Genomic DNA, 18593 nt, shown 5'->3' with positions numbered 1-18593 from the left:
CAGACTAGTACAATAAGCGAACGACAGCATCGTCCGTCACCACGCTAAGCGGCTGCGCGTTCAGCCTGCCGCTCTCGGCGTCGTGCTCGAACATCGCCAGCATCGCCTTTCCCTTGACATCCCGACGATGAAGGAGAGTCAGCAAGTGTGTCGTTGGCTGCTCCAAATATTCGATATCCGCGAGCGGCAGTCTGCCGCCTTGGTCGTCGACGAGCGCATATCGGCCCGTCTCGTCTGCAACCATTTCCTTAAACGCCAGCAACAAGACCGGATGCTTGTCGGACAGCGGATTTTTGATCTGGTTTTTCACCTGTTTGATCGCATCGGGAAACGAGCGAATCGCACCGGACAATGCCGAGGCATACGTCTGTGCGTTTGGCTCCTCGAACGTGTGCGTCTCCCAGCGCACTCGGGCGTTCAGCTCACCCGGATAAATAAACAGCTCGCCCGCGTGCACAACGTCGAAGACGGAGTCCTCTTCCCGAATATGCTTGGCGGCGCGAAACGGACGATAAGTGCGGGTAACATGTATTCGTCCGGTAGTCTGCTCGAACCAATAACCTTCGTCGACATACTCCCCCCTTGCCGCATCTTCGAACGAGCGGAAGGCAAGCTGCAGCAGTCTTGCGTCGTTATGCGCCAGCCCGCGTTCCCGCAGCTCGGCAAGCTGCCAGGCATGGCCGATTTTCTCCTCCAGCGCGGAGTCGACGTCCAGCGGCAAGTCGGGATTCTCCTGCCTTGCGCTCAGATGCTCCCGGCTTTTCTTCAGCAGGGAATGCAGCAGCGTCATACGCGACGCCGCCCGGGTATACATCGTCTCGCGTTCGCGATCGTTATCCAATTCGTGCAGCAGTCCCCGGAACGCATTCTGGATGCCCGGTATGTAATAATTGCCGAGCTGCTTGCACTGCTCGGACAGCAGCTTGATCGTTTTCTTGTCCACGCTTCCAAGGCCGGACTGAACGAGGCTGCGCAGCAGCTTCTCGGCAATTTCCAGCCCTTCCAGCTGCGCGGCTGTCTTCTTGACGAGCGCGGCTTTGTTCGTTTTGCGCTTGACCGGCGCCGTTCCTTCGACGGCGACCTCGCGTTTTTTCTCCTCGCGCTTCTCGGCCTTCTCCCGCTTGTCGGCAATGTCCTGCGGCACCTCGGCCACGGAGAACGGCAGGCCGGATACGTAAGCATACATCAGCCCCAGCAAATGCTTGCAGGGGAACTGACGGCTCGGACACGAGCAGCGAAACACCGGGTTCTCGGGATTGACGAAATCCGCCGAGCAGCGATACGGCTCCTTGCCGCTTCCTTTGCATTCTCCCACCAGCAGCGTGCCGTCTTCCGCCCGGCCGAGCTGCTGCAGGCTGTTTTTTCTCACCAAGTCCTTGCCGTTCTTGATTGCGGCGGCGTTGAGGGCGAGACTGTCCACATAAGCTTCAGTCAAATGATTCATCGGATTTCCCTCGCATCTGTAATAAGAATCTGTGACTACTTCCCCACAGGCTTGGGGTTTTCCTCTCACAATGGGAAATATGGGAAAATGGTCGCAATTTATATAGATTCGCAACTTTAGGAGATTAGAATCGTCAAATGTGTGAAAAAGCCTAATTTTGCAAGGAGTCCGTGCGTCTATGTACCTGAAGGAAGTTACTGTATTGCACGAAACCTTTCCGTCCCGGGCCGCCTATCCGTTCTCCATCCCTTCCTTGCGGAACACCACGAAGCTAAATCTTGACGCCCCGGTCACCTTTTTCGTCGGCGAGAACGGCTCGGGCAAATCGACCCTGCTCGAAGCGATCGCATGGCAGTGCGGTTTTCATACGGCCGGAGGAGGACCTAACAACACCTATGAGGCGGAAAACGCGGAGGCCGCGTTTGGGCCGCACATCCGCTTGTCCTGGCTGCCTAAGGTGCGCAACGGTTTTTTCCTGCGCGCGGAGTCTTTTTTCGATTTTGCCAATTACTTGGACCGGGAAGCTCGGGAGCTGCCGGAGTATCGCAACCAAATCTACGCCTCCTACGGCGGTAAATCTCTGCACGAGCAATCGCACGGGGAATCGTTCCTGAGCCTGTTCCGCAACCGCTTCGGCAAGCAAGCCGTCTACCTGCTGGACGAGCCGGAAGCCGCCCTCTCGCCCGCCCGACAGTTGAATCTATTGTCCATTCTTCACGGCATGCGGAAGAACGCCCAATTCATTATCGCCACGCATTCCCCCATCCTGCTCGGTTTTCCCGAAGCCCGGATTTATTCCTTCGACGAAGCCCCGATCTCCGAGATCGCATACGAAAATACGCAGCATTATCAGCTTACGAGAAGGTTCCTCGAAAATCGCAAGGCCGTGTTCCGCGATTTGTTCGACGACGAGGAGAGCTGAGAGTCATTGTATATTCGCCATCCGTTACAAATTTTCCAATGCGCCCGGAATGCCGCAACCAAATGTTTCCACACTGCGTCTATGGCTGTAGCGAAGACAAAACAAACCCAAAAAGGGAGGCGTACTTCCGTGCGCAAAACGATTTTAGGCCTGCTGCTTTGCTCCATGCTGGCCATCCCGTCCGTATCCGCGGATAAGGCGACGGTCGCTCGGCCGCAGCAGAAGGACATTCAAATCCGGGTAAACGGAAACCCGGCAGCGTTATCGCAACCCGCGCTTACGGAAAATAACGCGCTTGTCGTTCCGCTGGCCGAAGCGGCCGAAGCCCTGGGCGCTAAGGTGGCGTGGGGAACGGGCGCAAATCGCGATACCGCGACGATTGAACGGGGGGATCGTTCGGCGAGACTGACAATCGGCAGCGTCTCGCTTGAGACGGACGGTCGGACGGTCAAGCTCGAGACGGCCCCAAGACGCTCCGGCGGCGACGTCTACGTTCCGCTTCGCGCGCTGTCCGAGGCGCTCGGCATGATCGTCGCTTGGGACGGGGCCGGCCGAATCGTACGGGTCGACGACCCGGCGGCGCTCCCGGCCATCGGCACCTATAAGAAATTAAGCGAGCTGATCGGAAAGGCGAACGAAAGAGGGAACTTGTACCGCAGGGGCGACATCCTCTTTACGACGACCGAAGGCGGGATGATGGAAAGTCCGGTGGCCGAGAGTCCATTAAACGTAGCGCCGGTAGCGGAGGAATCGCTTACGGGAGCCGTTCCAACCGACGATTACTCCCGCACGAACGTGCAAACGGAAGGCGTCGACGAAGCCGATTGGGCCAAGACCGACGGGAGGTTCGTCTACCAGATCAGCGGATCGAGGGTGCTCATCGCGGACGTCTCCGATCCGCGTGCGCCTAAGCTGGCGGCAACGCTTGAATACGACGCGACCGAGAGATTCGTACCGCAAGAGCTGTACGTCGACGAATCCCGGCTGATCGTGATCGGGCAGAACTGGATTTCCTCTCCTGTCCCCCTAGTAGTGGAAGATGAGGGGCCCGAAGGCTCCGCTCCGGCGACGGACAGGAAAGGCATTTCCATTCTTCCCGTTCCTGAAGCCTCGAGAAGCGCCGTAACGGCGAAAATCTATGAGATCGGGAACGCGGATGCGCCGAAGCTCGTTCGCGAAACCAAGCTTGAAGGCCAATACGTCACCTCGCGCAAAATCGATGATGCGCTGTACATCGTCTCGAACAAAGGCTATTTTTATCCGACGTTGTACGAGACCGCCCAGGATTACGAACCGTGGTACGGAGATACGGGCCGCTCCCCCGAGCTGAAGAAGCTTCCGATCGACCGGATTCGGTATTTCCCCGGTTCCCCCGACAACACGACGATGCTGATCGGGGCCCTCGATCTGAGCAAATCTGACCGGGAAATGCAGGTGTCCGCGTATCTCGGCTCCGGACAGACGATTTACGCTTCGACGAAACACCTGTATGCCGCAATCCCCGAATATGTCGCCAAAGGGGACGGCTTCCAGGAACGGACGAAGGTGCATAAGTTCAGGCTGGATGGCGGTTCCGTCGTTTACGCCGGGGAAGGCTCCGTACCGGGAACGCCGTTAAACCAGTATTCGATGGACGAACACCAGGGCTTCTTCCGGATTGCAACGACCAAAGGAAACATGTGGGGCAGCGGAGAGGCTCAGTCCACAAACAATTTATACGTGCTGGACGAAGGCCTGAAGACGGTAGGCAAGCTGGAGAAGCTGGCGCCGGGCGAGCGCATATACTCGGTCCGTTTTGTTGGCAAACGCGCCTATATCGTCACATTCCGCAATGTCGACCCGCTGTTCGCGATCGACCTTCGCGATCCCGCAAAGCCCAGCGTGCTCGGCCAGTTGAAGATTCCGGGCTATAGCGACTACCTCCACCCGTATGACGACAACCATATTATCGGGTTCGGGAAGGATACGGAGGTGCAGTCGTCCAAGGGATCGGAAACGGGAGAACCGATGGCATTCTACCAAGGGTTGAAAATGGCGCTGTTCGACGTCTCCGACGTCGCCCGGCCGAAAGAGAAATTCAAGGAGATCATTGGCGACAGGGGAACCCACTCCGAGCTGCTGAGCAATCCGAAGGCGCTGCTGTTCTCCAAGTCCAGAAACCTGCTCGCTTTCCCCGTCGAGCTTATGGAAATTCCGAACAAAGCGTCCGGCGGGAAGCAAGAGATTACAGAATACGGGGAGTTCGTCTACCAGGGCGCTTACGTCTACCGGATCGATCCGAACGAGGGCTTTAAGCTTCGAGGCCGCATCACCCATCTGTCGGACGAAGATTTTCTAAAGAGCGGCCAATACGGTTACGACGACTCGAAAGCCGTTCGGCGAATTCTCTATTCGGGCGATACGCTGTTTACGCTGTCCGCGAGCGAGCTGAAAGCCAGCGATATGGCCAGTCTCGCCGAGAAAGGCAAGCTGATCTATCCCGAGCCTCCCGCCGACGAGAACTACGAAGAGATTCCGATCGTTCCGGCTCCCATCCAAATTCCGAGGCCGATCGTTCGTTGAACGTTAATTCGGATAAACGAAGATCAGGTTCGACGACCGATACCTCTCTCCTTCCTCGTTCGTAGGCTGGCTGGAGGTCGCAGAGGTCAGCGGCAGGACGAAGCTCCCGCTGCGCAGCAATAAACACAAACGGCTGCAATGTCCCCGGCGGGGCATATGCAGCCGTTTGTCATTCGATCGGTCTTCCCCGGCGGAATCCCCAGGTTAAAATTCCGCGCGCTCGATCGTTCCCCGGAACCCTTCCGGCAGGCGAACGTTCGCCCGCACTCCTGCGGGCGTCCATACCCGCACCTGCATTTCGCATTCGGCGACGATGCGCCAGGACACGTCGATTCTTCCCCCTGCAGGATGAGGCACGCTCCCTCTGGCCCACAGAAGATCGACGGGCTGCGGCTCGACGACGATTTCCTCCCATCCCGACGAAGACGGACGAATTCCCAGAACGTACGCTCCGAGAAAATAGCCGGGGGCAGCCGACCAGGCATGGCAATGGCTGCGCGTCGGCATTTCGGGATTGGCCCGATTCACGGCAAAGTTCGGATACATCTCCCAGCACGCGGTGGCCCCCAGCTCGACCATCTGTCCGTAGTTTCGGCGCATGTCCGCCAGCAGCTCGCCATAATCCCCCATCCTCGCCAGCGCCTCATAATAGAAGAAGGCCATGAACGGACTGCCGATCCGCACGAACGATTCGGGAGGGTGGACGATATGCCGCCTCACCGCCGCCTCGCGCTCCTTCTGGGCAATGCCGCACAAATAAGCGACAACCTGCGTCTGCACGCTGAACGTATCGGACAAGCTTCCGTCCTCGCGAAGACAATCCGCGAACGCCTGCCGATCGTCGGACCACAGCCAGCGAACGACCGCCTCTCGCAGCCTTTCCGCCCGGGCTTCGTAAAGCTCCGCCCCGTCGGGGTCCCGGGCAATACGAGCCAGCGCGGCGACATCCTGAAGAGTCCGGCACAGAAAAGCGTTCTGGTGCGTTACAACGCCGCGGTTCGGCTGGTCGATGGGGGCCCAGTCCAGCAGATTCCAGCCGTCGATCGAGAGCAAACCGCGCTCGTCTCGCTTAAGCCAATAATGATCCAGCGTGTAGCGGATATGCGGCCACATCTCCACCGCGAACTCCGCATCTCCCGCATGGTCGACGAATTCCTTGCAAGCCTGCGCCCAGAAAAACGTCCAATTCGGAATAACGCTGCTCCAGCCGCTTGGAACCTGGTTCGCATACAGCGGCGTCTGGCTCCTCGACCCCGGCACGAGCCTCAGGCATCTCTTGACGAGCGCCGTATCCCCGAACGTATAGTAATTGATCAACGCCTCGTTGCGGCTGTCGCCGACCCAGAATACCTGCTCGTACGCCGGGCAGTCCACAAATGTGTCTTCCATGCATAGGCGCGTCGTATGGCGGCTGATGTCCCAGATGTCGTTCAACAAAGCGTCCGAGCACCGAAACGCACCGATCTCGGCAACCGGATAATGGCTTTGCCGGACTTGCAGTCCATATAGCTTAAGCGGCCTCGACGCTCCCCGAACCGTAACCATTACGTACCGCATGCCCCGGCGAATCGGGGAAATATAGGCTTGGCGGCCTTCCGTACATATATAGCGAAGGGTGTTATCCAGGTCGTACGTATCCTGGCGGTAATCGTCCCTCATATATTCAAAGCCGTAAAAATCGACGATCGTCCCGGCGGAGGCTTCCAAATCGAAAGCCAGATAGCCCGACAGTTCAAGGCCGAAGTCGACGATCATTTCCGTATCCGCTTCATCGAAGAGCGGCACGACGCCGGGAGCCGGACTGGAATCGATTGCGTGCCGAAGCTCGTAAGGCACCTGCAAGCGCGTCTCCCGTCTTGACCAAATACACGCGACGAATACGTTGTCCCGGCTGACAAGTGTCTTGGGCACCTGCCTGATCCAGCGTTCGAATTCCGTTAATTCCGACGGCGACGGACAATTCCGCAGCCGCAAATATCCCTCGTGATTTTTGCTCAGCTCCCGACCGGGCCGGTGGTCGATCACCTCGACCCGGTCGAACGGTCCGACGGAGACGAAGGGCGACGCCGACGTTCCGATCTGCTCCCCGAACGGGGAAACCAGCTCGAACGGCTCCGCGCTGTCCATTCCGAGCTGCAGATTGCGCCCGTGATCGGCCTCATGCGTTACGTCGAGCCATAGAAAATTGTCTCCCGGGCGCAGCGTCAGCTCGACATATCTTTCGGGCGGCTTTCCGGTATACGCCGAGGCTTCGATATGCGCGCCGTTTAGGGCGACACCCGGCAGATGCGAGGTCGCGTTCGGAAAGCCGAGCGTCAGCACGGCGGCGGACTTCACCCGAATCGTCGTCGCCAAATATCCGACGTACCCGACGGGATTGCAATGGTTCGCGCTGTCCGGGTCCATCTGGCTGCGCACGTCGATCGCCGTCGACCAAGCGATCGGCTCCACCCGACGCAACGATTCGATTCTGGACGGATACCGCGATTCCTCGGCAAGCAGCGGAATATCCCTCGGTTCAAGCTCCGTCCATGGCGCCGTGCCAGCGATCCCGATCGTCAGCGCTCTCTCCCACTCGGCGTCGTCGTAATGCGGCGAAACCCATTCCGTACTTCCCAATCTGGCGTCTATCCGTTCCGCGAACGCTTGCTGGCAGGACATTCGCGGGGACCGGGGATCGTGTCCGGGGTGCCGAACGGTCCTCCACTCTCCGTCTGTTACGATCGTCTGCAGCATTCGGCCTTCCGACAGCAGCTCCATTTGGGCGAGAAGACCGCCTCTTCCGCGCACATAATAGAACGTAGAAACGCCAAAATGCATGACTAAGACGGCAATTGTGTTCCTCTCTCCCGCGCGGATCAGATGACCGACCTCGTACGTATCGTAGGACTGCTTCTCAGGCCAGGATCGCGCCGGACCTCGTCCGCCCCATTCTCCGTTGACGTACAGCGCGTACCGGGAATCCGCCGCAATCGACAAAACGGCCGCGTCGCAGCCCTTCGGCGCGACAAAGGACCGGCGAAAGCATCGCCACTCGTTGCGCGGACTCTCCTCAGCGCCTCCCCATATCCAGCTTGCCCGCCATTTTTCCCCATGTCTCATTCCGCTTGCTTCCCCCTCTTGTCCCAAGCTCCCGATCCGTTTGTCCCGCTTAACCTTTTACACTGCCCAGCACGATCCCTTTGACGAAATACTTCTGCAGGAAAGGATAGACAAGCAGAACGGGAAACGCCGCCAGGAAAATCTGCGCCGCCTTCGTCGTCCGATCCGAAATCTCCGACAGCATCTTGGCGTCCTCCAGCGTCATCGAGGAGAGATCCTGCATAATGACGACCGTCTGCAGATAGCTTTGCAGCGGATAATGCTCTGGCCGATTCATCAGCACAAGCCCGTCGAACCAGGAATTCCAATGCCCGACGACAGTAAACAGCAGAATCGTCGCCAGCGCGGGCTTGGATAGCGGAACGAACAACCGAAACAAAATTTGCAAATGCCCGGCTCCGTCGATAAAAGCCGCTTCCTCCAGCTCCTTCGGCAGCCCCCGGAAAAAATTGAGCAGTAATATTACATTAAACACGGGCACGGCCCCCGGGAGAATCAAAGCCCAGATCGTGTCGATCAGGCCGGTCTCGTTGATCGTAAAATACCATGGAATGATACCGCCGCTGAACAGAATCGTAAAGACGAAAAACCAGGCGTACCAGGTTCGATAACGGAAGCCTTGAACCTCCTTCGACAGCGGATAGGCGATCACAATCGTCAGCAGCATGTTCAGCGTTACGCCAAGCGCCACCCGTTGCAGCGTGACCAGAATCGATTGCACGAACGCTTCCTTGCCGAGAACGTACTCGTACGATTTCAAAGTAAAGTCGACCGGCCACAGCACGACCTCTCCCGCGGATGCCATGGCGCTGGAGCTGAACGAGATCGCCAGCACGTGGAGAATCGGCAGCAGGCAGGTCAAGGAAAGGGCCGTGAGGAAGACGTAATTCAGAACGACGAACAGCCTTCTCCCCCAAGATGTTCGTTCCACCATGCTCAACATTCCCTTCTAGAAGATGCGATAGTTAGCCAACCGATAAGCGAGCAAATAGGAAACGGAGATGAACAGGAACGATACGGCCGACTTGAACAGCCCGACTGCCGCCGCAGGTCCGTATTGGTAATCGATCAGTCCGAGTCGGTACGTAAATGTGTCGAGAATGTCCCCCGTCTCGTAGACGAGCGGACTATACAGCACGAAAATCTGATCGAAGCCCGCGTTCAGAATATTTCCCATGCTGAGCGTCGCGAGCAGTACGATGATCGGCGCGATGCCCGGCAGCGTAATGCTCCAGGTTTGGCGCCAGCGTCCTGCCCCGTCGACGACGGCGGCCTCGTACAGCGCCGGATTGATTCCCGTCAGCGCCGCCAAATAGACGATTGTGCCGAAGCCGAATTCCTTCCATACATCGGAGACGACCATAGTGTAGGGAAACCATCTTTCGTCTCCCAGGAAAAAGATCGGCTCAATGCCCAGTCCGCCCAGCAGCCCGTTAACGATTCCTTCTTTCGGCGATAACAGATCGATCAATATGCCGCCCAGAATGACCCATGACAGAAAATGGGGCAAATAAACGATCGTCTGCACCGTTCGTTTGAACCATTGCTTTCTCAGCTCGTTAAGCAGCAGCGCGACGACAATCGGCGCGACCTGCCCCGCGACGATCTTCATCGCCGAGATGACGATCGTGTTGCGGAGCACGGCGAAGATATCGGTCAATTCGAATAGGAAAGTAAAGTTGCTCCAGCCCGTCCAAGGAGATCGAAGGAGCCCTTGCGCTGGGTTGAAATCCTTGAACGCGATCGCAATGCCGAGCATCGGTCCGTAGCTGTAAATCAGCACGAGAGCGACTCCCGGCAACAGCAGCAGATGCAGCGGCCATTGCTTGATTCCGCCTTGACGCTTCACGATGATGTCCCCCATAGACGGAACGGACAAGAGAGGGACATATCCCCCCTCTTGTTTCCGCCGCGTTTAATTTATTTGCTCTTCGTCGAGTACCATTCGTTGATTTCTTGCGTAATGGCGTCTCCGCCCATCGCCTTCCACTTCTTCACGTAATCGTCGAAATCCTCGACGGCGCTCTTGCCCATGATGATCTTCGTAAACGTCTCCGTCGTCAGCTTGCTCAGAACGCTTCCCTTGGCAAGCATCGTCTCGGTCGGCGAACCGTAAAACTCGTTAAAGCGGAAGCTGTCGCCCAACACGTATTGATCAATCGCGGCGTAGGAGCCGCCTTCTCCGAACACCTTGACCATCGCCCAGTTGTTGTCGCCGACATTGCCCGCCTTCAGCTGCTCGACGTTTTTCATAATATTTTGCTGCTCTGCGGTAAGCTTTGAGGCGTCGCCGCTGCTCAGCGCGTCGCGAACGGCCTTGAAGTTGTCGTAGTTTTTCGCCGCAGGCATCGGACGGAGCGCCGCCAGCTTCCAGGCTACGCCGTCGTCGACGAATTCCTTGTCCGGCGTCGGACCGAACTGCTTATCGATGAACAGGTTGAGCATTTTCATTGCCGCTTCCGGATTTTTAGCGCTTTTGTTCACGACATAGTAGCCCGTGTTCGTTACTCTGGAGCGCAGTACCTTCGCAAGACCGCCGTCTGCGGATGGAATCGGGAACGCCTTCCATTCCATCTCCGGATCCCGTTCCTTGCCCGGCTGAAGCTGGAACGAGTTCGCCATCGTGCCGAAGAACAGGCCGTTTTTGCCCGCCACCGCGGATTCGGCCGCCTTCCAGACGTCCTTGACGCCGAATTCGGGATCGATCACGCCGGCCTTGAACAGCTCTTGGAACTTAGCCAAAGCCGTCTTGACCTGCGGCTGGATATTGCCCGAGACCAGCTCTCCGTTGTCGTCTTGAACCCAAACGTCGACTCCGGGGTAAGCTCCGTAACCGTAAAACAGACCTTCCGTTCCCGCATAACCGGCGAACACGTCCTTCGTCAACGGCAGCCCGATCGTATCCTTCTTGCCGTTGCCGTCCGGATCGTCGTTGGCGAACGCGATTGCGATATTGAGCACGTCGTCCATCGTCTTCGGCTCCGGAAGGCCCAGCTTCGTCAACCAGTCGGTGCGGATCCAAAGCACGAAGGCTCCGTCCAGGTACGATTGGGTTTCAGGAATGGCGAACAGCCTTCCGTTAAATTTGCCGCTTTCCAGGTTAAACCCGCCGTCTACGGTCAGAAACTGCTTCGTGAAAGGCGTGGCGTACTGCTCGTAAACGTCGGTCAGATCGGCCAGCTTGCCCGAACGGTACAATAGCTGCAGTTGCTTGGCATCTACATGAAGGATGTCCGGCAGATCGTTCGAGGAGATCGCCAGGTTCATCTTCTGATCCCGCTGAGACTGGTCCGCGACCCATAGATTGGTCAGCTTGATGCCGAGCTCCTTCTCATAGGTGCGGTAATATTTGTTATTGTCGACGGAATCTCCGTTCTCGAATTTCATCGTCGGATCCGAAATGACGACCGTGCTGAGCTCGATCGCAGGATCGTATTTCGCCATCGGGTCGGCCGGCGCTTCTGCGGATGCGGACGAGGATGGCTCCGTGCTTGCGGAGGCTGAGCCTGGAGCCGCCGAAGCTCCGGCGGACGGAGCGGCCGTCTCCCCCTTGCTGTTGTTCGAATCGCCGCAAGCGCTTAACAGAAGCATGGCCGTTACCGTTGCGAGCAGGACTGGAATTTTGAATTTGCCGAGCTGCATGCTCTTTTCCCCCTTAGAAAGGTTTGACAGTAAATAAACAGATTCGGTATGATGGCCTTGCATCGGTTGTTCGCGGTTTTCCCGTCCAGCGCCAACTTGACGAAAACCGCGGGCATCACCTCCTTCACGGCGCAAGCCTTCCAGCAATCAGACCGCTTCCCCCGACTTGCGGCTCCATCTTTGCACTTCGACATAGACAACGCTAACTCCGTCGTATTCCAGCGACAGAAACGCTTCTTCCGTCGGCGTCCATTCCTCTTCGATCCGGTAGACCATCCACGACATCCCGCTCCAGACGTCCTGATCGTAGAGCGGAATAAGCTCGCGTTTCTCTTCTCCCGTCCCAACCGCAATTCTCATGCCGTCCGGCCTGCCGCGAACGGTGCGCAGCGGCTTCATCGCCCCGTCCCTATAGCGCACAACCCATCGGTCCTCCGGAGACGAAGAGACGGGAACGACCGTCCAAAGACGAGCCGTACCTTCCATTTTTGTAAACGGAACGACCTCTTCCACCTGCCATTCCGCCGAAGACATTCCGGGCGCTTCCGCAGCGTCCCACTTCAGCATCACCACCTCGAACGGTTCGAGCTCGATCGGCTCGTACGGATTCAGCCTCGCTCCCCCCGACCCCAGCCAGCGTTCTCCCGCGTAGAGCTTCGCCAGAGCAACATTCGCCTCTCCGCCTCGCGCCCGTTTGCCGATCTCGTCCGCGAGTTTCACTGCCGTCCGAATCGGATGGGGATTAAACAGCGTAATGCAGCCTTCGCGTTCATTGGCGTTCATATATCCGTAAGCTTGCTCTTGCAGAGGATTGCCTGCGACGGATTCGGTCGAATACTCCTTCGCGACAGCTTCCCGTTGCAGCGGCCAAGTGGTTTTCAAGAAAATGTAATCGCTTTCATTCAATTGCCTCAAGTCTCCGTAGAAGTGGGTTTTCCGCCCCCCTCGTGCGATCGACAGCAGCCAGTCGTTGCGCCAGCCCTCTTTGCCTAACCGATAGATCGTACCGGTATCCCCGATCATAACCCCGTGATCGTCCATCGTTTCGTGAGGGAGCAGCGAATGCTCGAACTGCCGAATCATGGCGTCCGTATAGGAATGGATCGAATCGCGCAAGCGCAGCGCCGGCAGCTCGGACGGTCGGGGATCACCGCAATAGATAAAGTCAAGGTGAAAAGCCCACCACGGGGATACGGCCGCTCCCTCTCTCTCCCCGTCCACATCCTTGATCCAATCGTAATTCGTCGTAAACCCGTTATACGCCAGCACCACAAGCTCCGGCTCCGCTTCCTTGACCTCCCTCAGCAGCTCGACGAACCGGGAAATTGAAGCTTCCTTCGAATGCTCTCCGGGCAGATGATCGTGCTTGGGATTGGAGCAGGAAAATGCGGCAAAATCGAGCTTGATCATCTTCATGCCGTGCTCGCGAACATGGTGCAGCAGCGCCTCTTTCAAAGCGTTCGCATAGTCGGGATGCCCCAGACACAACTCGTACTTGTCCCACTCGATGCGCGCCTCCCGCAGCCTCTCCATACGCAGGAAATTCCCGCTTAGATCGAACCACAGTCCCAGCTTCAAGCCCAGCTCGTCCATTTTTTTACGGATCGCCCCGAAGCCCGACGGCCAGGTTCTGGCCTTGAAACTTCCGTACACCTCGCCTTCCTCGAACCAGAAAGCGTCGATCAAATAATAATCGAAGGCGATGCCATGGATTTCCTTCATCCACCGCAAATGCTCCAGCATCCCGTCCGTCATCTCCGCCGTCAGCTCGATTTGATCGGACAGCTCGTCGTGCAAGCCCCAATCGCAATAAATGGCGAGCGGCTCGACCTTTCTCCTTGCTTGATGCTTCCGGATATAGGTCAGGAAGGCTTCCGTCAGCCCTTTCCCTTCGTTCAGACCATACGTCATCCGATAGGAGCGCCATTCGCGACCCTCAGGGATTTCGATGCCCGGCGCATGCCCGAAAATGAGACATCCCTCCGCGATCTCGTTTCTGGAGACCGGAAATTCCACTCCCAGAAAAGCATGGCCGTCTACAAACACCGGCTGTCCCTCCCCGCCCCGTTCTCCGGGCCGAGCCGTTTCGAAGCTTTCCAGCGTCAGCTCCTTTAAGTAAAGCGACCCTCGCAGCGGCAGGAGCTCAACGGTTTTCTTGACGTACCGGTCTTGTTCAATTTCGTAGCGAACAACCGCCTCGAACAAATCTCCGATTTCCCGAAAAAAAAGCTCGATCCGGCCCTCCGACGTTTTCGCCTCGATCAGCCGACAGTTTTCATCCGAGTAGATTCGTTCATCTGCGGCGCCCCTTCCCGTCCTTAGCTTAAACTCGCGAGCGCTGTCTATCTCAAGCTTGATCGGACCGTTCCGAGCGAATATCGTTTTACGCCAGCCGCCTTCCGTCGAAGCGATCGTCAGTCCGATCCGCCCCGCCCGCATTTCCCAGACGGCGTTCGCCAAGGTTGATTTTATCTGCATGGCTCTCTCCTTATGCGTTCCTTCTCTATTTTAGTTTCAGCTGGATTATTTCGGCTTTCTGGTTCGAAAGCCGCACGAATCTCTGACGACAAGCTTAGGCGGAAACTGGACCGATATCGGAATTTTTCGCTTGGTCTTTACCCGGTCGATCAGTATCTTGACGGCCATCCTGCCGATCTCTTCCTTATGGATTCGGATCGTGGACAGCGGAACGCCGGCGAACGCCGCCATGCTGATATCGTCGTGACCCATCAAGGCGATGTCCTGAGGGATGCGATACCCGCGTTCGATGAACGCTCTCATGCATCCGATCGCCATCTCGTCGTTGGAGGCGAAGATCGCTTCCGGCGGAGGGCGCTCCTCGAGATTTCGCTTGGTCAACTCGTAGGCCTGCTCCATCGTGTACCCGGCGTCCAACATCCAGTCCTCCCGCGGCTTCAGCGAATGCGCTTCCAGAACCGTCCGATAAGCCTGGTGCCGATAGTCCCCTTCCTTCCCGTAAAACCCGATGTCCCGATAGCCGGCCGCTATCAAGTGCTCGACGGCCATTCGTCCGGATTGATCGTAAGGCGTGCCGACGAAGTCCATTGTCGGATCGATCAGGCTTTCCAGGCAGACTCCATAGGTCGCGAACGATTTGAGCATCTCGTAGAAGCCCCGGTCGATTGCCCCGAGATAGATAATTCCGTCCATCTTCTCGGCCTGTATTCTCTCGCGAAGATCCTTCTTCTTCGTTAGCTCCTCGACGGTAAAAGCCATGCCCAGCTTGCATCCTTGGGCGTGCACCTCCTCTTCGACGCCTTGTAGAATCGCCGAAAAGTAAGGGTGTCCGATCTTCTCGAAGCTCGTATAGGTCACGTAACCGATCGTAATCGCTTTGTTCCCGTCCGCACCGGTCGTCTTCCGCGCCAGAGAGCGAGCCGCATAATCCGGAATGTAGCCGTGGCGCTGAACGGCCTCCCAGATTTTATCCCTGGTTTCAACCGGAATCGTTAACGTCTTGTCGTCGTTGATGACGCGCGAGACTAACGTTTTCGATACGCCGGCGGCTTTGGCGACGTCCGCCATCGTCACTCTCATGTGCGTCCCCTCCGTCTGTTTCCTCGGCAGCCGCTTGCGACGCAGTCGCGGCAGTAGCCGCGTTTACTTGCGTTTACCGGCGTCCTAAGGCCATTATATAAGCGTCGAAAGCGTAAATACTATCACTTTTTAGTGAACCGTTTTACCGAAATCGACGCTCAAATAAAATCTGAGTCGTGAACCTAAGAACAGGGGATGACCTAGTCAGCTTTTATGACTTGGGTCATCCCCTGTGACGTTAACTAGCGCTACGGCCGAGTACCTCCGTACGGCAGAGAAGCCTCGACGCGGTCGTATTCTTCGTCGGTCAGCGTGAAATAAGCGCTACCGTCATTGTTGTTATAGGCCAGGAAGCTTGCCCAGCTCGTATACCCGTAACGGGTAAACCCGTTCACCCATTCAATGCCGGAGGAGCCTGGCCGCTTGATATTCAAGCCCTCCAGATAGTACTTGTATCCGGGAACCGGGTCCAGCAAATTCGCGGGAACTGTGACATAATCCCCCGCTCTGCTGCCGTTGATCGCTTCGTACGTCCCCCAGTTCACATAGGCGCACTTTTGCGTTCCGCACATCCGGTAGAGGCTGCCGCTGGAAGAGGTTTTAACGTTCATGCCTTCCATGAAGGCAAGCGTTCCCGGCAAATCGGCGATGTGAGCCGAGCGGACTCTCAGATCCCAGGTCGAAGCCGTATTCTTGAAATCCTCGGACGGCAGATGGATTTGACCTTCCATATAGTAGATGTGGAACGTATCGCCTGGAATGTTTCCTTGTCCGTCCGTCAGGAAGTTGGCGAACGTGCGAGTAGCGCGCGGCGCTCCGACCGTGATCGAATTGGAGGCGGACGCCGCGTCCCACATCGTCGCCGGTTGGCTGCCGGTCCACGACACGCCGTCGTCTGAGGTGAGGAGATGCACGTCGTAGGTAAAAGCGGAATCCGGCGGCGGATTCGTCCGACCGACCTGATTGTTCAGCGTATAGACCATCACGTACTTATTCAGCAGAGGGCTGAATTTGACATCGGCGCCTCCGCCTTTGAGCACCTTGGCATGGTTTTCGGAGGCTCCCCAGTTGATGCCGTCGCTGGATACGGCGCGGGCAACGTCATTGCGTCCGAGCGAATCGGGGTGCGCCGCGAACGTATAATACATCTCGAACTGTCCGTTCCGATAGAGCACCTGCGGCTGTCCTACGCCGTATACGCCCGAGCAGTAGGTCGAGACCGGCTGGCGGACGACGGGCTGCGGATCGCTATTGCTCGGATATTTGTTCCATGTCTTGCCGTCGGTCGAGGTCGCCATAAAGATGGCGTTGTCGTAGCCTTCCGGCGTACAGGTCTGATACGGGCTGCGCGGCGCTTCGTAGAACATGTAGTAGGTGCCGCCTACGATGACGACCGAAGGATCCGCCACGTGGATGCTTTCCCAGGCGTTCTCGGCCGGCATCAGCACCCTTTGCAGGTCGTACCAATGCAGCCCGTCCGAGCTTTCCGCGTAATAGACCGAATCGTGGGGATCCTGCCGCGTCCACCACATTTGATACTTGTCTCCGTTGCGAATAACGGCCGCGCCCCAGTCGTATTTGTCGTCGTTGACAATTCCGGAGAGCGCGACATCTCCATAATCGTAAGTTTGATTCGCCGACAACGCGAATGCGGGCGATGCCGCTCCCCATAAACAGGCCAAACCGAGCAAAATACTTGAGATTTTCTTCTTCATGCTCATCCTCCCTGAAGTCAAAGTAGCCAAGCTTAGATGTAAGCGCTTTATCATCTACATGCTTAATCATAAAGGACCGCAGAGGAGAATTTCACCGTTAATTTAGTAAACCGGTACACTTAAGCAGTAAAAAAAGCCATCCGGAAGGACGGCTTAACAGTTTGAAACGAGTATTTGCGGCGATCAGGGACAAAGGACGGCTCTAGACGGCCTCTGCCGCCTTGACCTTGCTCGCTTTGGGCAGCAGGCCCGCGATGAAGATTTTGACCAACGCGATCGCTACCAGCAGAATGAAAATCGCGTGCATGCCGGCCGCCATCTGCGATGGAACCTCCTCGACCACGATTCGGTTGAACAGCATGCCGAATACGGCTACCGCCACCGTCTGGCCAAGCGTCCCCATGAAGGAGTTGGTGGATGTGGCGACTCCGCGCATGTTGTCGGCGGCGGAATTTTGAATCGTCACGATTGCCGGAGTATTAATACAGCCCATCCCGAAGCCGATCAGTACTAGCAAACCGATGACGTTCCAATAGGACGAGCCCTCGTGCAGTGTAAACAGCCACAATGCCCCGCACGCAACCATAATCGTTCCGAGCAGCATAAATCTCCGCGCCCCGAACCGGAACATGTACCTGCCCGAGAGATTCGACGCGAAAGGCCAGGCGAGCGACATCGGCATCAGCATAAGTCCCGACAACGTGGCGCTTAGCCCCATGACATTCTGAATCCACAACGGAATGTAGATCGTAACTCCCGCGACGATACAAAATCCGAAGAACCCGAGCACGTACGGAATCGTTAACCGCCGCTCTCGGAACAGCGACAGAGGGAGCATCGGCTCCTTTGCGATCGTTTCAATGTACAGGAAGATGACTAAGAAGACGGCCGCTACAGCGAAAAGCACAACGATCGCGACGGAATCCCAGGCATAAGTCTCCCCGCCCGTCAGCAAAGCAAGCAGCAAACTGGAGATGCTGATCGTAAACGTCAGCGCCCCGAGATAGTCGATGCTGCTCCTGGACACTTTCTTGAATTTCTCGTGCATGAAGCCGAGCACTAAGACAAACGAAATGATGCTGATCGGAATATTCATGTAGAAAATCCAGCGCCACGAAATCGTATCCACGAAATAGCCGCCTACGAACGGACCGACCAGTCCGGCGATCGACCACATCGAGGACAATACGCCCTGCACCTTGCCTCGCTGTTCTCCCGTGTACATATCTCCGATAATCGTAAAAATAACCGGGGTCAGCGCGCCCGCTCCGATTCCCTGAATCGCCCTGAACCAGATCAGTTGCGTCATCGTCTCCGCCGCTCCGCACAGCACGGAGCCGATCAGGAACAATGACAATCCGATCGTAAAAATCGACTTTCTGCCGAACAGATCGGCCAGCTTGCCGAAGATCGGCGTCGTGACGCAGGTCGTCAGCGTATAGATGGAAAAGATCCAACCGATCAGGCTCAGCCCTTGCAAATCTTTAACGATGCTTGTCGTCGCAGTCGTCACGACCGTCGAGTCCAATGCTCCGATAAACAGCGCGGACAGCAGTCCGATCGTAACGACGGTTCGGTTCGTTTGTTTCTGAGACATCTAGCTTATCCTTCTCTCTCTCTAAAAAATGCTTGCTTCGATATTCTACGA

Annotated in this window: 11 protein-coding genes; 2 read left to right on the top strand and 9 right to left on the bottom strand. The window is 57.0% G+C overall.

Features of this window, described 5'->3' with window-relative positions:
• Nucleotides 1–4 precede the first annotated feature (4 nt).
• Nucleotides 5–1444, bottom strand: coding sequence for an SWIM zinc finger family protein (locus tag DFP98_RS09175; RefSeq protein ID WP_116060266.1), 1440 nt, complete (start codon nt 1442–1444; stop codon nt 5–7).
• Nucleotides 1445–1622: 178 nt separating this feature from the next.
• Here DFP98_RS09175 and DFP98_RS09170 point away from each other — a divergent pair, with 178 nt between their 5' ends.
• Nucleotides 1623–2366 carry an AAA family ATPase gene (locus tag DFP98_RS09170; protein WP_116060265.1) on the top strand — a complete coding sequence of 248 codons (744 nt, stop codon included), beginning with the start codon at nt 1623–1625 and terminating at the stop codon, nt 2364–2366.
• Nucleotides 2367–2495: 129 nt separating this feature from the next.
• Entirely contained in the window at nt 2496–4928 is a 2433-nt protein-coding gene (locus DFP98_RS09165) for a beta-propeller domain-containing protein (protein ID WP_181917582.1), read from the top strand.
• Nucleotides 4929–5132: 204 nt separating this feature from the next.
• On the opposite strand, the gene DFP98_RS09160 is transcribed toward DFP98_RS09165, so the two are convergent.
• The 8 genes from DFP98_RS09160 to DFP98_RS09125 form a co-directional block, all read right to left on the bottom strand.
• Nucleotides 5133–8030, bottom strand: coding sequence for a family 78 glycoside hydrolase catalytic domain (locus tag DFP98_RS09160; protein ID WP_116060263.1), 2898 nt, complete (start codon nt 8028–8030; stop codon nt 5133–5135).
• A gap of 49 nt (nt 8031–8079) precedes the next feature.
• Nucleotides 8080–8964: a carbohydrate ABC transporter permease gene (locus DFP98_RS09155; protein WP_116060262.1), complete on the bottom strand. Its 885-nt coding sequence runs from the start codon at nt 8962–8964 to the stop codon at nt 8080–8082.
• A gap of 15 nt (nt 8965–8979) precedes the next feature.
• Entirely contained in the window at nt 8980–9879 is a 900-nt protein-coding gene (locus tag DFP98_RS09150) for an ABC transporter permease (protein WP_246016468.1), read from the bottom strand.
• 71 nt (nt 9880–9950) lie between these two features.
• Nucleotides 9951–11672, bottom strand: coding sequence for an extracellular solute-binding protein (locus DFP98_RS09145; protein WP_181917581.1), 1722 nt, complete (start codon nt 11670–11672; stop codon nt 9951–9953).
• Between the two features lie 147 nt (nt 11673–11819).
• Complete coding sequence (locus DFP98_RS09140) at nt 11820–14150, bottom strand: alpha-galactosidase (RefSeq protein WP_116060259.1); 2331 nt, start codon at nt 14148–14150, stop codon at nt 11820–11822.
• A gap of 45 nt (nt 14151–14195) precedes the next feature.
• The gene (locus DFP98_RS09135; protein WP_116060258.1) at nt 14196–15230 is read right to left on the bottom strand and encodes a LacI family DNA-binding transcriptional regulator; all 1035 of its coding nucleotides are present in this window, start codon (nt 15228–15230) and stop codon (nt 14196–14198) included.
• Between the two features lie 248 nt (nt 15231–15478).
• A complete protein-coding gene (locus DFP98_RS09130; RefSeq protein WP_181917580.1) occupies nt 15479–16945 on the bottom strand; it encodes a glycoside hydrolase family protein in 1467 nt (488 codons plus the stop codon).
• 202 nt (nt 16946–17147) lie between these two features.
• Complete coding sequence (locus tag DFP98_RS09125) at nt 17148–18542, bottom strand: MDR family MFS transporter (RefSeq protein WP_116060256.1); 1395 nt, start codon at nt 18540–18542, stop codon at nt 17148–17150.
• Nucleotides 18543–18593: the final 51 nt, after the last annotated feature.

The sequence above is a fragment of the Cohnella phaseoli genome, assembly GCF_003386235.1.
Lineage (GTDB): Bacteria > Bacillota > Bacilli > Paenibacillales > Paenibacillaceae > Cohnella > Cohnella phaseoli.
The sequence above is the reverse complement of the archived record's forward strand: the minus strand, read 5'-3'. Positions and strand labels throughout refer to the sequence as shown.

Coding starts and splice junctions, on each gene's coding strand:
- DFP98_RS09140 (WP_116060259.1), bottom strand. CDS start 14,150: ATGCAGATAAAATCAACCTTGGCGAACGCCGTCTGGGAAATGCGGGCG.
- DFP98_RS09135 (WP_116060258.1), bottom strand. CDS start 15,230: ATGAGAGTGACGATGGCGGACGTCGCCAAAGCCGCCGGCGTATCGAAA.
- DFP98_RS09170 (WP_116060265.1), top strand. CDS start 1,623: ATGTACCTGAAGGAAGTTACTGTATTGCACGAAACCTTTCCGTCCCGG.
- DFP98_RS09145 (WP_181917581.1), bottom strand. CDS start 11,672: ATGCAGCTCGGCAAATTCAAAATTCCAGTCCTGCTCGCAACGGTAACG.
- DFP98_RS09125 (WP_116060256.1), bottom strand. CDS start 18,542: ATGTCTCAGAAACAAACGAACCGAACCGTCGTTACGATCGGACTGCTG.
- DFP98_RS09175 (WP_116060266.1), bottom strand. CDS start 1,444: ATGAATCATTTGACTGAAGCTTATGTGGACAGTCTCGCCCTCAACGCC.
- DFP98_RS09130 (WP_181917580.1), bottom strand. CDS start 16,945: ATGAAGAAGAAAATCTCAAGTATTTTGCTCGGTTTGGCCTGTTTATGG.
- DFP98_RS09160 (WP_116060263.1), bottom strand. CDS start 8,030: ATGAGACATGGGGAAAAATGGCGGGCAAGCTGGATATGGGGAGGCGCT.
- DFP98_RS09155 (WP_116060262.1), bottom strand. CDS start 8,964: ATGGTGGAACGAACATCTTGGGGGAGAAGGCTGTTCGTCGTTCTGAAT.